The organism is Fusibacter sp. A1 (assembly GCF_004125825.1).
In the GTDB taxonomy this organism is placed as follows: domain Bacteria; phylum Bacillota; class Clostridia; order Peptostreptococcales; family Acidaminobacteraceae; genus QQWI01.
In genome coordinates this window covers 163,104-178,802 of the sequence record NZ_QQWI01000009.1, presented here as the reverse complement: position 1 = coordinate 178,802, position 15,699 = coordinate 163,104, and the positions used below count along the sequence as shown (strand labels likewise).

Below are 15,699 nucleotides of genomic sequence, written 5' to 3'. Positions count from 1 at the left end.
ATGAAAATCATTCACATTGTCAATGGCAATGATGTAGGCGGTGCGACGACACAAGTCAGCGCACTGATCAAAGCTCAAAAGGAGCTGCATACAGTAGAAGTAATCGCCTTCGGAACCGGCAAGATCGTCGAGTTATGCGGTCTTCTTTCAGTGCCTGTCAGCGTATACCCGCTGACTCCGCTTGCTGCAATGCGACTGATCAGGGAGATCAGAACGTCCAGCCGCGGGGGTGCGGTCATCCATGCCCACGGGTTAAAGGCCATGTTCTTTTCAGCGCTTGCTTCGGTTTTCCATGGCAAACTGTCCACAGTGGCTACGATCCATTCGGATTACTACCATGAGTATAGCGGAAACACGCTGAAGCGCATGATCGCCATACCTGTGATAAAATGGTCGATCAGACGGATACGCAGGTTTATCACCGTGTCGGACAGATTTATCGAAGTCATCTATGCGGACGGCATCGGTACGGACAGGTGCACCTATATCCCAAATGGCATCGACTTGTCGCTTGTAAAACCCGAAAAGTCGAGGGAAACGTTTTTAAACGAGTACGATATCGATACAAACCATACGATTTGCGGAATCGCCGCAAGGATACATCCTGTCAAAGGGATCGACATGCTGATCGACATCGCCGCCAAGTTCAAGGGCCAACCGGTTCAGTTCGTGATCGCGGGCATCGGGCATCCCGAGTATGTGAATACGCTGAAGGAACGTGTGCGCAACTATGGCATGGAGGAACAGGTCCATTTTATCGGATTTGTCGATACGATCTATGACTTCTATCAGGCGATCGATATCAACCTGCTGTCCTCCTATTCAGAAGGGGTCTCCTATTCTGTGATGGAAGGCGGCGCGCTTGGTAGGCCTGTGGTCTGCACGGCGGTCAGCGGAATGAAAACCCTGATCGAAGACGAGGTGGACGGGCTGATGGTTCCTATCGGAGACAAGGATGCCTTTGCGATGAGGTTGAAAAGACTGGTTGAGGATATTAACTTACGTGAACGGTTGGGTCAAGCCCTTAAGAGCAAGGTCAACCGTCAATTTTCGAATAAGGTGATGGCTTTAGCTTATGATGAAGTATACCGCCAATTATTAAGGGGGCAACATGGAAACTAAAAAGAAATTCAATTGGATTGACATCGTCATTCTTCTACTGATACTGTCCGCAGTCGTAGTGGTGCTAAACCGCGACGCCTTGTTTGGAAGCGAGGGTGTGGTCGATTCGATCTCTGGGAAGAAGGAAGTCGTATTGACAGCGAAATCGCCTTCGGTGCCGATGGAAGTGGTCGAAGCCTTTAAAATAGGCGACAAGGCCATGACTGGTACAAGTGAGTTGGACGCAAGTGAGATAACAGAAGTCAGGTGGGAGCCGTCAATCGTCTTTGAACTGAGAGACGGACAACTTATTCAAACCTCGCGTGAGGGTTATTATGACCTCTATGTGACCTATAAGGCGCTTGTGAACAGCTACGCCTCTTATATGGAACTGGGCGGACAAGAACTTAAAGTCGGAGTGAACTACTACATCAAGACTGCGCACGCAGAAGCTTTTGGCTATATCGTCGGCCTTGAGATTGTGAACTAGGGGGCGGCTATGACAAAGACAAAGACAAAGAGAATTATGAAAACAGTGGACTGGGTGGTACTTGTGATCGCGATATTTGTCGTGATCGGTATCGCCTACAAAATAACAGGAGGAGGCATCGATCCAGGCTCCATGACCTCGACTTCTAAAAAGGTGACGATTCAGGTGGAAGCCTATGCTCAAGATGAGGGCATGCTTGACCATATCCGTATCGGAGACCGTCTGAGTGAGTCCAAGCGTGATATGGACGCCTACATCACAGCGATAGAGCTCCTTCCATACGACGAGACCCTCGTGGTCATCGACGAAAGAAAAACCGAAATCCTCAGAGCAGGTCAGGCCAAGGCGATTGTGACGATCGAAGCCGAACTGGATCAGAAGGGTGCGGTGCTTAAACTCGGCAATCAAGAGGTTCGACCTGGAATCATGATGTTTTTGGAATCCAACCTTTTTAAATTCTCTACACGCGTATTGAAAGTAGAGGAATAGTAAGATGACTGCTATAAGGAATAGCTTAATCTACAGACTGATAGGTGCCGGCATCAGGGGCATCTATTACCTATTAGGCTTATTATACGAGCAAGTGAGCGCCAAAAAGAGCGAGTCCATCAAATGGCTTCGCAGCGGCGCGTTTTTCAAACTGATATTTGGGTTGCTGAACCGTGTACATGCCTTACAGGACCTTCTGAACCGTTCGGGCAGGAACAGCGCGATCTTCAGACGCGGCGGCCTTGTGGTCATGATGATGCGAAAAGTCGACAGATATGTCGTGCTCATCCCCTTTAACTTCCTGTTTATCGACTACGGGATGAGGACGATCACTCCGCTTGCCAGGTTTTCATCCGTCTGGGACGAGCTTGCGCTGCTCTTGATGTTCGGCTATGTGCTGACCCGTTCGATATGGGTGGATGAGGAGTATCACTGGAGGTTCGGTGGAGTCGATTTTCTACTGATGCTCTTTATCGCAGTAGGCGTCGGTCTGCTCGGCATTGTCTCACCCGAGATGAATGTCGCAGTAGAAGGCTTTAGGGCGGTATACCAGTATGTCTTGTGGTTCTTCGTCATCAGGCAACTGATCCACTCGTCGAACAGGCATCTTATTTTTAGAAGTGTGATCGTAACCGGGGCTTTTCTTGGTTTTCATTCGCTTTATCAGATGGCTGTCGGAGTGCAGATGCCGGGTAACTGGGTCGACAGCACCGAGACCATCACCACACGGGTGTTTTCGATCATCGGGAGCCCCAACATCCTTGCTGCGGTCTTCGTGTTGACGATTCCTGTTGTAGGCGCATCGGTTTTCACCGACGATAGCAAGTGGTTTAGGATGCTTTCTTTGGTTTCTGTCCCTGCGATGATCCTTGGACTTCTTTTCACCTACTCTAGACAGTCATGGCTCGCACTGGCCGGAGCGCTCGGATTGTTTTTTGTATTGTTCTATCCTAAGATAGTCAAGTATCTGATTGTGGCTCTGGGTCTTCTTCTGGTAAGCATGAAAAGCGTTTCGGACCGACTGTTCTACCTGTTCACTCCCGAGTACTTTGCAAAATCTGCAAGGGGTGGACGTGTCATCAGGTATCAATATGCCATCGACCAGTGGCTGGACAAGCCCTGGTTCGGACAGGGACTGGGACGTTTTGGCGGAGCGGTTGCGACGCACCACGACCTGACTCCGTTTTATGTGGACAGTTATTACCTGAAGACACTCGGAGAGATGGGTGCTGTTGGACTTATGAGCATGCTGGTCCTCTTTACCGTGACGCTCGCGGAAGTCAAACGGGTGATTCATGCACAGAAGTCTCTGATAGACATGCTGGCCGTTTCGGGTATTTTCATCGGTCTTTTGGGCGTGTTTTTCCAGAATGCCGTTGAGAACGTATTTGAAGTTCCCATGATGGTCGTCTATTTCTGGGGACTGATTGCATTAGCCTTAAGTTATAGGGAAACGTCCCTAAAATAAAATGTTAAATTTATCCTACGAATATTTGATTCGTAGGTTTTTTTTTTTATTATTGGGTAAAGGAACTAATACGAAGCGACAAATCAAGCCATACAATTAAGTGACACTGAGGAGGTTACTATGAAACATAAAAGACTTACAGTAAAGGATCTATCTTGCGATTGTGATGTCAACTGCCTGGATTTTGAAACCACGGCGGAACTCACACCTCTTCAAGGTCTGATCGCGCAGGAGCGTGCGACAAAGGCGATTGACTTTGGTCTTGCGATCAAAAAGAAAGGCTACAACGTTTATGTGGCTGGGAGCTGGGGCACCGGTAGGACAAGCTATGTCATGCAAATCACTGAAAAACAGGCCGCAAACAAACCGATACCTAGGGACTGGCTGTATGTCAACAACTTCGAAAACAGCCACCAGCCAAAGGCGATCAGTCTAAAGGCGGGAACTGGCAAGGAGTTTGTGAAGTGGATGGAGAAGACCGTGGATTTTCTGAAAAAGGAGATTCAGACCGTATTCTCGTCAAAGGATTATGAAAACACGAAAAATCAGATTCTTAAAAAGTATCAGGAGGCTACAGGAGCCATCATCGAGGAACTCAACGAGATCGGCCAGGGATTCGGGTTCAGATTCAGTCAAAACGAACGGGGACTAGTAAGCATCCCCCTCATTGACGGTGAACCCATGACTGAGGAGGTCTACCGCAACATTTCGGATGAAGAATACGACTTGATGAAGGTCAATTCAGAGAAGTTGAGTCTTGAGACGATTGAGCTGTTCAATAAGCTCAGGGAAGAAGAGGAGATCTATCGAAAAGAAGTCAAGGAGCTCGACGGTCAGATGGGCCACAGGGTGGTCAGCTACCACATGCTTAAAATCATCGAAAATTTTGAGGGCGGGCAAAAACTTGAGGCCTATCTTGAGGATATGACAAACGATATCGTCGAACATATCGACCACTTCAAGGCAAAGGGAGAATCCATGGAACAGAATCCGCTTGCGATGCTGTCCAACAAGAACCCCGAAGCCTTTTTCGACCGCTATAAAGTGAATCTTTTTGTGGACAACACAGAACTCACAAGAGCGCCCATACGTTTTGAGTCGAATCCTTCGTTTTCCAACCTGATCGGAGCGATCGAGTATAAGAACGAGTTCGGCGTGATGAGAACCGACTTCACCCAGATCAAGGCAGGAGCGCTTCATGAAGCCAACGGTGGTTTTTTAATTCTACATGCAAAAGACCTGTTGCAAAGCTATTATTCCTGGCGTGCCCTCAAGCGGGCCTTACTCGACGAGCAGATTGCCATTGAAGGAATGGGCAGCCAGACCAATTATGTGATCGCCGCAACCTTGAAGCCGGAGCCGATTCCTCTGGATGTGAAGGTAATCATCATCGGTGACGCCTATACCTATTATCTGCTCTATGATTACGATGAGGAATTCAGAAAGCTCTTTAAGATCGAGGCGGACTTTGATGTCGAAATGCTCAGAAATGACGACAACATGCACAAACTCGCTCGATTTATATCAAAACACTGCGAAGAGAAAGGCTTAAAGGCCTTCGACAAGACCGCTGTAGGCAGAGTGGTCCAATATTCAACAAGGCTTTCAGAAAGCAAGGACAAGATGAGCACGCATCTCAACCAATTGGTGGATGTGCTCATAGAAGCCGACGCCTGGGCGGAGGTGAAGGGCGACAAGGTGGTATCCGCCCACCACGTCAATACTGCCCTTGAGGAAAAGAAGAATCGAACCAACAAATATGAGGAAAAAGTGCTTGAAATGTTCGAGGACGGCACTTACCTGATTGATGTCGATGGAGAAAAAATAGGAGAAATCAACGGACTGGCAGTGGTCGGTGGCGGACAGTACAGCTTTGGTAAGCCGAGCAAGATCACCGTATCCACATTTAGAGGTCAGGCAGGACTAGTGAATATCGAGCGCGAGGCAAGACGAAGCGGCGGACTCCATGACAAGGGTGTCATGATCATATCCGGTTACTTGGGCCATATGTACGCACAGGATAAACCCCTTAGTCTGACAGCCACTATCGTATTTGAACAGCTTTACTCCGGTATTGAAGGGGACTCGGCCTCCTCGACAGAGCTCTATGCGATCCTATCCTCGCTATCGGGCGTTCCCATCAATCAGTCCATCGCGGTCACAGGTTCTGTTAACCAGCGCGGTGAAATCCAACCGATTGGCGGTGTGAACGAGAAGATCGAGGGATACTATCATGTTTGTCGACTTAAAGGACTGACGGGGCGACAAGGGGTGATCATTCCTCATCAAAATGTGAAGAACCTCTTGTTGGCAGAAGATGTGATAGAAGCTGTAAAAGCAGGCATGTTCCATATCTACGCCGTAGAAAGCATAGATGAAGGTATTGAGATTCTTACGGGAGTACCAGCTGGCAAAGCGACCAGCACCGGTGGATTTACCAGAGGAAGCATTCACTACAGAGTAAATCAAAGGATCAAACAACTTGCAAAGCCGATCAGAAAACGAGAGAGCGACGTGGAGAAGAAAGACTCAAAAGAACAGGAGAAGGAAGCGCCTGTAAAGAAAACTAAAAAGACAAATCAATAGACAAATCAATCAAAACAGAATCTGTCTAAGTTGCTTCGCGGTCATGCCCCCCTTCTGCTGTCAGCAGGGGGGCTTTTATTTGACGCATAGGTGCAGTATCCAATTGTCAATCGCCTTCAACAAGTGTTATACTGACTCTGGAAGGTGATTATATGAGTTATCGAATTTTAGTGGTTGAAGATGAAAAAGACATCAATGAACTTGTGAAAATGCATTTAGAGAAGGCAGGATTTGTCATCGATCAGGCATTTGATGGAGCTGATGCGGTGAACATGAGTCGGGAAACGGAATACGACATGTTCCTATTGGATTACATGCTCCCCTATATGAACGGTGTGGAAATTCTCAAGCGTATTCGAAAACACTCCGTTGCTCCTGTCTTGTTTTTGACGGCCAGGACTGAGGAATCTGCGAAAGTGGAAGCCTTCGGACACGGTGCCGACGACTATATAGAAAAGCCTTTTAGCGCCGTTGAGCTTGTTTACAGGGTGAAGGCGAGCATGAGAAGGTATACAGATTACCAAATGCCCAAAGAGCAAGTAACCTATCAGAACGGTTGCTTCACATTGCATCCTGAGTCCTATCTGCTATTCAAAGAAGGAAAAGAGATACAACTCAATCCAAAAGCCTTTAAACTGATGGAAATGCTGATGTCGTCACCCGGCAGGATCTTTACGAAAGAGCAGATCTACAAGCAGGTGTGGGATGAGGACTATTTGACCGATTCGAACACCATCATGGTTCACATCAGTCAGTTAAGGGAAAAAATAGAAGAGAACCCAAAAAAACCGAATTATATTGTCACGATCAAGGGACTGGGATATAGGATGGAGCAATTATAATGCTTAAAGAACGGTTTAAAACTCGAATTGCAACGAATTTGACAGGATATGTTTTGGGCTTGATGGTGGCAGTACTTTTAACGCTTGTCATCATGGTCGTGTCTGTCGTCAACATCATCGACCAAAGGATCTATACCCATAAGGGCTACAATATGGATACGATACTCAAGGACTACATCGATGAGGGGATGGATGTCGCTCTTCGCAATACGAACGGACTTGTGGAATATATCGAGTTTCTAAACGAGGATAAGAGGGTCAAGGACGAAGCTGGGAGTCCTCATGCGTTCGGATACCAGTATTCTCAAAAGGAATACGATGACTTGTTCAAGAATTATACCGAGTTTATCACCTACCATCCATTCAAGGATAAGGACGACCTGTTCGTGGTTTATGGACCGGACCTGATCGCTCCGCCCTTTATCATCGACATCATCATCTACCATTTCATCGTTTTCATCGCGGTGACAGCGGTACTGATGCTGCTGTTGACGTATTACTTGAAGTTGCATTTCGTCCATCCGATCCTGCTGATGAAAGAAGCGGTAGAAGGGATATCTGCCGGAACAGACGTCTCTGAGATTCCATTCTCATCTTCAAACGAACTTGAAGTTCTGAAGATATCGATCATAGACATGGGGCAAACGATCAATAAGCAGGTCAGTCAGCTGCAAGAAGCCGAGACTGAACGCAAGCGGATGGTGCTGAGCATGTCCCACGACATCAGAACGCCGCTTACGAATATTGCCGGTTATGCAGAAACCCTGATCAACGAACATTCCTTGTCGCCGCAGATGAAGAAGAATGCGGTCAACGTGATTCATAGCAACGCCATGCTTGCGAACGATCTGGTCAACGACCTGTTCGACTTTGCAAAATACGACAGCGAGCAGCTGGCGGTCGAAAACCGATCGCACGATGTTGCCGGTGTCTTGAGAAACACCCTTATCCAGTATTATCCCGATATCGAAGGGAGCCAAAAGCAGATTGAAGTGTTGCTTCCAGACGACGAGTGCCATGCGGTATTCGACGTGTCCCTTTTCAAGCGGCTGATCTCGAATCTTATCTCCAATGCGATCAGGTATTCAAGCGACGGCGGGACCATCACGGTCGAGCTTACTGAGCTCGACGAGACGGTTGAGATCATGGTGCAGGACGAGGGTCCCGGTATTCCAGATAGCATAAAATCGGACTTGTTCAAGCCTTTTGTCATCGGCGACGAAGCCAGATCCAAAGGTGCGGGAACAGGCCTGGGACTCACGATCGTAAAGAGACTTGTTGATAGGCTGTGTGGAACGCTCACATGGGATGAGACATATACAAGTGGGGTCAGATGGCTGATTTCATTAAATAAGGAACCGATAAAACAAGAGTCCTTCTGATTCTTGTTTTATCGGTTTTTTGGTATCGGACTGATATACCTAAAGAAGACCAATTATTTTGTAGCATCTGCCTTTGAATTTAAGTATACTGATTGTTAATAGTGTCGGGGCCAGACCTTGTGCAGGCCCCGACAAAGTATAAATTCGGATAGGTTGGTGATTTCATGAAGCGTTTCTTAGAGTTGTTCAAAGAAAAGATTGTCGTGCTAGATGGTGCGATGGGTACGATGATTCAGCAGTACAATTTACAGGAAGAAGATTATCGAAAAGTAGCATATGAGGACCATGAAGTGCCACTCAAAGGAAACCACGACGTCCTTGTAAAAACCAGACCCGATGTGATAGAAGCGATCCACAGAGCCTATTACAAGGCAGGCGCCGACATCGTGGAGACCAACACCTTCAATGCGAATCGGATCTCGCAGGCGGATTATCATCTGGAGCACGATGTCTATGAGATCAACGTTCAGGCTGTGAGAGTCGCCAGAAAGGCCGCTGAATCCATCGATACGGACAGGCCTCTGTTTGTTGCAGGAGCCATTGGGCCGACAAATAAGACGCTTTCGATCTCGCCCAAAGTGGAGGATCCCGGATTCAGGTCCATAGATTTTGATGAGATGGTCAGCGCATATGAAGAGCAGGCATTGGCCCTTATCGACGGAGGTGTGGACGCATTTTTGATAGAAACCGTCTTCGACTCCCTGAACGCGCGTGCGGCACTGGTAGCGATAGAGAACGCTTTGTCTGCAAAAAAACTGGATCTACCAGTCCTCTTGTCGGGCACCTTGACGGACAAGAGCGGCAGGAGCCTGACCGGTCAGACCATGGAGGCATTTTTCAAATCACTGGATCATCCCAGAGTCGTCGCTTTAGGACTAAACTGCTCTTTTGGAGCCAAGGAACTGGTCCCATATATCAAGGAACTTGCCCGAACCACTGAAAAGTACATCAGTGTCTATCCAAACGCCGGACTTCCGAATCAGTTCGGTGCCTATGACGAGCTTCCAGAAACCACGGTAGAGTTTTTAAAGGAGCTGGTCGGCGAGCAGGCGCTGAACATGGTAGGGGGATGCTGTGGCACGACACCTAGCCATATCGAGGCGATCGCGGACCTTGTCAGAGACGAGCGTCCAAGAGTGCCTGAAAAGCTGGATGAGCCGCTGATCCTAGCCGGTCTTGAGACGGTAGTCGTGGATCCCAGCAGAAATTATGTGAACGTGGGTGAAAGAACCAATGTCGCAGGATCAAAAAAATTCGCCAGACTGATCCGCGAAAAGAAATATACGGAGGCACTGGATGTCGCAAGGGAGCAAGTGGAGAACGGGGCTCAGGTCATCGACATCAACTTTGACGATGCGATGCTGGACGCCAAGGAAGAAATGGTCCATTTCTTAAGGCTTATCACGAGTGAGCCTGAAATAGCCAAAGTACCTGTGATGATAGACTCTTCGAAATGGGAAGTGCTTGAAGCAGGGCTTAAGGCGATACAGGGAAGGTCGATTGTGAATTCGATCAGTCTAAAAAACGGTGAGGCCGAGTTTATCGCTCAGGCGAGCATAATCAGGCAGTTCAATGCAGCTGTTGTCGTGATGGCATTTGATGAAAAAGGCCAAGCGGACTCCTATAAGAGAAAAATTGAGGTATGCGCCAGAGCCTATGAGATACTGACTGAAAAAGTTGGATTTGATCCAAAGGCGATCATCTTCGACCCCAATATCCTCGCCATAGCCACAGGCATCGAAGAACATGACAATTATGCGGTGGACTATATCGAAGCGACAAGATGGATCAAGGAGAATCTTTATGGAGCCAAGGTGAGCGGAGGGGTCAGCAACCTGTCCTTCTCGTTCAGGGGACTAAACCATGTCAGGGAAGCCATGCACGCTGTCTTTCTCTATCATGCGGTGAATGCCGGAATGGATATGGGAATTGTGAATCCTGGGATGCTCGAGCCCTATGACGAGATTGAAAAGAATCTTATCGAGATGGTCGAGGATGTGGTGCTCAATCGGAGCAAGGGAGCATTTGAAAAACTGCTTGAGTGGGCTCAAAACCATAAGGAAGACGCTAAATCGGGTGATGAGTCGGCAAGATTAGGCTGGCGGGAAGAAACCGTTGAAGAGCGGCTGAAGCATAGCCTGATCAAGGGTGTCACTCAATATTTGGACGAGGACCTACACGAACTCCTGGCGGCGGTGGATTCTCCGCTTGATATCATCGAGGGTCCGCTCATGTCTGGAATGCGTGTGGTCGGTGAGCGCTTCGGAGAAGGTAAAATGTTTCTCCCGCAAGTGGTGAAGACGGCGCGTGTCATGAAGCAAGCCGTATCCATCCTACAGCCCTACATCGAGGAAAGTCAGCAAAGCGAAGGGGCGCGTAAAGCCGGTAAGGTCTTGCTTGCGACGGTCAAGGGCGACGTGCACGACATCGGAAAGAATATCGTAGGTGTCATACTGGCATGCAACAATTTTGAGGTGATCGATCTTGGCATCATGGTTTCGGCAGAAGCGATCGTCGAAGCGGCATTGGAGCATAAGGTCGATATCATCGGACTTAGCGGACTGATCACTCCAAGCCTTGATGAAATGCGCCATATCATCTCGGAAGTCAGAAGGCACAACATGGACCTACCGATCATTATCGGTGGCGCCACGACATCAAAAGTTCATACTGCGGTGAGACTCGAACCGGAGTATCCCAAATACGTGTACCATGCGACAGACGCCTCCAAAACGGTGGCATATGCAAAAGAACTGATCAGCGATCGGCGTGATCTTTTCGCACAGGAACTTCATCTGCAGTACGAGACCCTAAGACAGACCTATTCGGAGATCAAGCGTCCCCTAGCGTCGTATGAGAAGACCCTTGAAGATGCGTTTCTGATGGATTATGAGGGATTCATACCACCGGTACCCAAAGTAAGTGAAGTGAGTGCGGTGAGCTATTCCATCAAAGAGCTTCGTGAAACCATCGACTGGACCTTCTTTTTCACCTCTTGGGGTATGCGCAAGAAGTATCCGGACATCTTAACAGACGACCATTATGGGCATGAAGCGATGAAGCTGTTCACAGATGCCAACAACATGCTCGATGAGTTCGAAAACGACGAGCGGCTGGTAACAAGAGGAGTGTTCAGCATCGCTCCTTGTAGCAGTAGTGAAGGAAAACTCATCATAAAGGATGCCAGTGGAGAACAGATCACCCAGTTCAATATCTTCAGGCAGCAGGAAGTCGGTTCTGAGCATAAGTCGCTTACGGATTATATCGCTCCCGAGAGTTCTGGAATCGTGGATTATGTCGGGATGTTCGCTGTGACCGCAGGCTACGGATTTGACGAGGTCTATCGGGAATGCAAGTCCGTAGGGGACGAATACAGGGCGATCATGACCAAGATGCTCGCTGACAGGATCGCGGAGAGTTTTGCTGAACGTCTACACCTTGATATCAGAAAAAAACATTGGGGCTTTGCAGTGGATGAAGCACTATCTGCAGAAGACCTCTTTAGGGGCAAGTACAGAAGTATCAGACCTGCGATAGGTTACCCATCGCTTCCGGACCATTCGGAGAAGGAGCAACTGTTCGAACTACTCGATGTGAAGAGACATACTGGTATGACACTGACCAGCTCATATATGATGCAGCCTGTGGCAAGCGTATGCGGTCTGATCTTCGCACATCCTCAGGCCAACTACTTTAACATCAGCAAGCTCGGCCAGGATCAGGTGCAGGCTTATGCGCATAGAAAAGAGGTTAGCCTGGAAATGATGAAGAGGTTGCTTGGGGGGTTTTTTTGAGGGTTGAGTGGTGATTGGTGATTAATGACTAGCGATCAGTGATTGAAGATTGAAGATTGAAGATAAGATAAAAGAGAAGGTCCCTGCCGGTGGCAGGGACCTTTTTGTTAGAAGAAGGTTAGGTTGGATTCTGTGGCGATGGCGTCGATGGGTTTGTCGTAGGATTCGACAGGGACCTGATCGATGACCTGCATGTCAAAGGCCAGAGCCATGACTCTTAGCTTGGACCTATCGGCCGTCTCTAGGAGCTTGTCGTAGAAACCGCCGCCATAACCTAGTCGGTAGCCCTTTAAGTCGAATGCGACTCCAGGTGACAGGATCAGGTCGATGTCGTCGATGCTTCTGACGCTCTCTTCGGTGACGATGGGCTCTAGGATTCCATAGCTGCTAAGGCGCATGTCAGACGTCAAGGAATGGATTTCGACGAGTGTGAGGGTATGGGTAGTGAAATCAACAACCGGCAGAACTACGCGTTTTCGGTGGACAAGCGCGTGCTCGATGAGGTATTCGGTTCTCACCTCATTCTTGTAATCCATATAGAGCATGACCGTGTCCGCATGCTTATACCATTCGCTTCGGATCACCGACTCGCAGATGCACCGGCTCTTATCGACTACCTCCTCATGGCTCAGGAGGTTTCTTTTTTGGATCATCTCTTTTCGTAAGTTAGATTTCATATTTGCTCCTCCTAGAAAACTAATATCTCTTTTCCATGACAAATTGCTTAATTTTCCTTCATTATAGCAAGTGTTGCGAGTATAATAAATAGAGTAACCCAAGAATTTGAGAATACAGGAGTGATACCTTGATAAGATTGATAGATGTATCGAAACTATATCCGAACGGCGTGGTGGCTTTGAATCACGTAAGCATAGATATTGAAAAGGGCGAGTTTGTCTTTTTAGTAGGTCAGAGCGGCGCGGGAAAATCCACATTTATGAAAATGCTATTGAAAGAAGAAGAGCCTTCTTCAGGCAAACTGATGCTTGATGGAGAAGATGTGACAAAGCTCCATAGAAGGCGTATCCCGTTTTTAAGAAGAAAGATGGGGGTCGTTTTCCAGGATTTTAGACTGCTTCCCAACAAGACGGTCTATGAAAACGTCGCCTATGCGATGGAGATCCTTGGCGAGAAGCCAAGGGAAATCAGAAGACATGTTCCTATGATCTTAAGTATGGTCGGACTTTCAGATAAGGCGAAGCACTACCCAAATCAGCTCTCAGGTGGAGAACAGCAGCGAGTGTCCATCGCAAGGGCCATGATCAACAACCCGCCTCTTCTGATCGCTGACGAGCCCACAGGAAACCTGGATCCGGATACGTCATGGGAAATCATGAAGCTGCTCAGGCAGATCAATCGCAGAGGGACTACGATTGTCATGGCGACCCACGATAAGGAAATTGTAGATACGATGCAAAAACGAGTGATCACCCTTGATAAAGGCAATCTGGTAAGAGACAACCATAAGGGGGGCTACGGTCATGAAATTTAGGAGCATCAGCTTTAGTTTTAGAGAAGCCTTTAAAAACCTGTGGAGAAACCGTTTGATGAGCGTCGCTTCCATTTCTTCTGTGATGGCGACCCTTTTGATTCTGGGACTGATCTTTATCCTGATCATCAACATCAACAGCTTTGTAGAGGGCGCGCAGGATCAGTTTGACGAGATAACCGTCTATCTGAAGGATGAACTGAGCGACAACGACATAAAAAAAACAGGTCAGGACCTGTCAAGCATCATTGGCGTGAAAGAGGTTTCCTATAAGTCCAAAGAAGAAGCCCTGAACCAGTGGCGTGAGGAGTGGGGCGACCAGGGATACCTTTTGGACGGACTTAACAACAATCCGCTGCCAAACGGCTATGTCGTGACACTTAAGGATATCGAGTATACGGACTCTGTGGTGGAGATCATCATGGATTTCGATGGAGTGGAAGAAGTCAAGTTCTACAAGGACATCATCGACAAGGTGCTTAGCGTATCGGAATTTATCAGGAATATCGGATTCGGGCTGATACTCGCACTACTTGCGATTTCGACCTTCATCATCACCAATACGATCAAGCTCGCGGTAAACGCGAGAAAGCGTGAAATCAACATCATGAAGTACGTGGGAGCTACCAACTGGTTCATCAGATGGCCCTTCCTGCTTGAAGGAACGATACTCGGCCTGATAGGCGCTGCGATTTCGGGCGGCATCATCTTCATCATCTACAGTTATATGTACAATTATTTCACCACCGAGTTCTATACGCTGATCGCATCGCATTTTGTTCCTGCGGAAGCGGTTCTTGAGGACTTGTTCGTGATCTTTGCGGTCCTTGGTATGGGGATCGGAGCGCTCGGATCGATGAACGCCATGCGTAAACATCTGAATGTGTAGGAGGATGCGATGAAAAAGTCGATAATCATAGCGCTGGTCGTCGCACTGCTGTTTGCGGGTGTGAACTCCTTTGCAAACTCGATCGATGATCAGATCAATAAGAACCAGCAGGAGCTCGATGACATTAAAAAGCGACTGAATGAGGGTGTTGAATCGCTCGATAGAAATGAAGGGCAGCAGACTGACATTGAGCGTGAGGTAAGTGCGCTCGAACGTGAAATAAGAGACAGAGAGGCGAAAATCGTCGTTCTCGAATCCGATATCGTCGATACCAAACTGGCGATTGAAGTGAAGGAAGTCGAACTGATCGAAGCCGAAAAAGAAGTGCAGTTTCAGAACGACCGAATGGAAAAACGGTTGAGGACGATGTATAAATCAGGTAACTTCGGTTATTTGGAAGTGATGCTTGGCGCTGCGGACTTTACCGATCTGCTCACTCGCGTCGATAAGATCCAGATGCTTCTCGATTACGACCAGGAAACGCTCCTGGCGCTGATCGAGGCGAGGGAGTTCGTCGTTCAAAGAAAAGAGGAGCTTGAAAACTACCGGCTCAAGCTTGAGGCGGACAAAGTAGAGGTTCAGCTTGAAAAGGTTAAACTGCAGGCGTCCGTGAATGTGCTCGAAGAGAAGAAGGTGCTTCTGCAGCAAGACCATAAGGCCCTGTCAAACCAGCTTAACGAACTGAACAAGGATGCCGACAAGATCACGAGCATTCTTAAGGACCTGGAGCTCAGAAAGAAATACGTCGGCGGAAAGATGATGTGGCCGCTCGACTTGAGCCATACAAGCATCAGTTCGCCATTCGGCGAGCGTATGCATCCGATCTTACTGACGCTTAAGCTGCACACCGGGATCGATGTCAGGGCTCCAAAAGGAGCGGCTGTCTATGCCGCCCAGTCAGGACAGGTCATTTATTCCGACTGGCTCGGAAGTTACGGCATGGCCGTGATGATCGACCATGGCGGCGGAATAATAACCCTATACGGTCACAACAGCGCCTTGCTTGTAAGCCCTGGAACGGAAGTCAAAAAAGGCGATGCTATTGCAAAAGTAGGAAGCACCGGCAGGTCGACGGGAAACCATCTGCACTTTGAAGTCAGGGTGGCAGGGGACTATGTCGATCCTTACGATTATGTGACCAACCCAAGCAATTAGATATAAAGGAGAAT

At 48.1% G+C, this 15,699-nt stretch carries 12 protein-coding genes; 11 read left to right on the top strand and 1 reads right to left on the bottom strand.

Annotated elements, in window-relative coordinates:
* The 8 genes from DWB64_RS14085 (at position 1) to metH (ending at position 12,152) form a co-directional block, all read left to right on the top strand.
* A complete protein-coding gene (locus tag DWB64_RS14085) occupies positions 1–1,122 on the top strand; it encodes a glycosyltransferase family 4 protein (RefSeq protein WP_129488891.1) in 1,122 nt (373 codons plus the stop codon).
* A complete protein-coding gene (locus DWB64_RS14080) occupies positions 1,112–1,591 on the top strand; it encodes a DUF4330 domain-containing protein (protein ID WP_129488890.1) in 480 nt (159 codons plus the stop codon). Before DWB64_RS14085 ends, DWB64_RS14080 begins: the two co-directional genes overlap by 11 nt.
* A gap of 9 nt (positions 1,592–1,600) precedes the next feature.
* A complete protein-coding gene (locus tag DWB64_RS14075; protein ID WP_129488889.1) occupies positions 1,601–2,080 on the top strand; it encodes a DUF4330 domain-containing protein in 480 nt (159 codons plus the stop codon).
* Between the two features lie 4 nt (positions 2,081–2,084).
* On the top strand, positions 2,085–3,548 hold the full coding sequence (locus tag DWB64_RS14070; protein ID WP_129488888.1) for an O-antigen ligase: 1,464 nt from the start codon (positions 2,085–2,087) through the stop codon (positions 3,546–3,548).
* 120 nt (positions 3,549–3,668) lie between these two features.
* Positions 3,669–6,134, top strand: a complete 2,466-nt coding sequence (locus DWB64_RS14065; RefSeq protein WP_129488887.1) for a Lon protease family protein — start codon at positions 3,669–3,671, stop codon at positions 6,132–6,134.
* A gap of 152 nt (positions 6,135–6,286) precedes the next feature.
* Positions 6,287–6,976: a response regulator transcription factor gene (locus DWB64_RS14060; protein WP_129488886.1), complete on the top strand. Its 690-nt coding sequence runs from the start codon at positions 6,287–6,289 to the stop codon at positions 6,974–6,976.
* Positions 6,976–8,358, top strand: coding sequence for a HAMP domain-containing sensor histidine kinase (locus DWB64_RS14055; RefSeq protein WP_129488885.1), 1,383 nt, complete (start codon positions 6,976–6,978; stop codon positions 8,356–8,358). The genes DWB64_RS14060 and DWB64_RS14055 overlap by 1 nt, the downstream gene beginning before the upstream one ends.
* A 164-nt stretch (positions 8,359–8,522) precedes the next feature.
* Positions 8,523–12,152 (top strand): methionine synthase, encoded by a 3,630-nt coding sequence (gene metH, locus DWB64_RS14050; RefSeq protein ID WP_129488884.1) that lies wholly within the window; start codon positions 8,523–8,525, stop codon positions 12,150–12,152.
* A gap of 107 nt (positions 12,153–12,259) precedes the next feature.
* On the opposite strand, the gene DWB64_RS14045 is transcribed toward metH, so the two are convergent.
* Positions 12,260–12,829 carry a 5-formyltetrahydrofolate cyclo-ligase gene (locus DWB64_RS14045; protein ID WP_129488883.1) on the bottom strand — a complete coding sequence of 190 codons (570 nt, stop codon included), beginning with the start codon at positions 12,827–12,829 and terminating at the stop codon, positions 12,260–12,262.
* A 128-nt stretch (positions 12,830–12,957) separates the two neighbouring features.
* Between DWB64_RS14045 and ftsE the strand changes: the two genes are divergently transcribed.
* From ftsE to DWB64_RS14030, 3 genes are read left to right on the top strand one after another with little or no spacing between them, the layout of a single operon-like run.
* Complete coding sequence (ftsE, locus tag DWB64_RS14040; RefSeq protein ID WP_129488882.1) at positions 12,958–13,644, top strand: cell division ATP-binding protein FtsE; 687 nt, start codon at positions 12,958–12,960, stop codon at positions 13,642–13,644.
* Positions 13,634–14,530 carry a permease-like cell division protein FtsX gene (gene ftsX / locus DWB64_RS14035; protein ID WP_129488881.1) on the top strand — a complete coding sequence of 299 codons (897 nt, stop codon included), beginning with the start codon at positions 13,634–13,636 and terminating at the stop codon, positions 14,528–14,530. The genes ftsE and ftsX overlap by 11 nt, the downstream gene beginning before the upstream one ends.
* A 9-nt stretch (positions 14,531–14,539) precedes the next feature.
* Complete coding sequence (locus tag DWB64_RS14030; RefSeq protein WP_129488880.1) at positions 14,540–15,685, top strand: murein hydrolase activator EnvC; 1,146 nt, start codon at positions 14,540–14,542, stop codon at positions 15,683–15,685.
* The last annotated feature ends 14 nt before the right edge of the window (positions 15,686–15,699 follow it).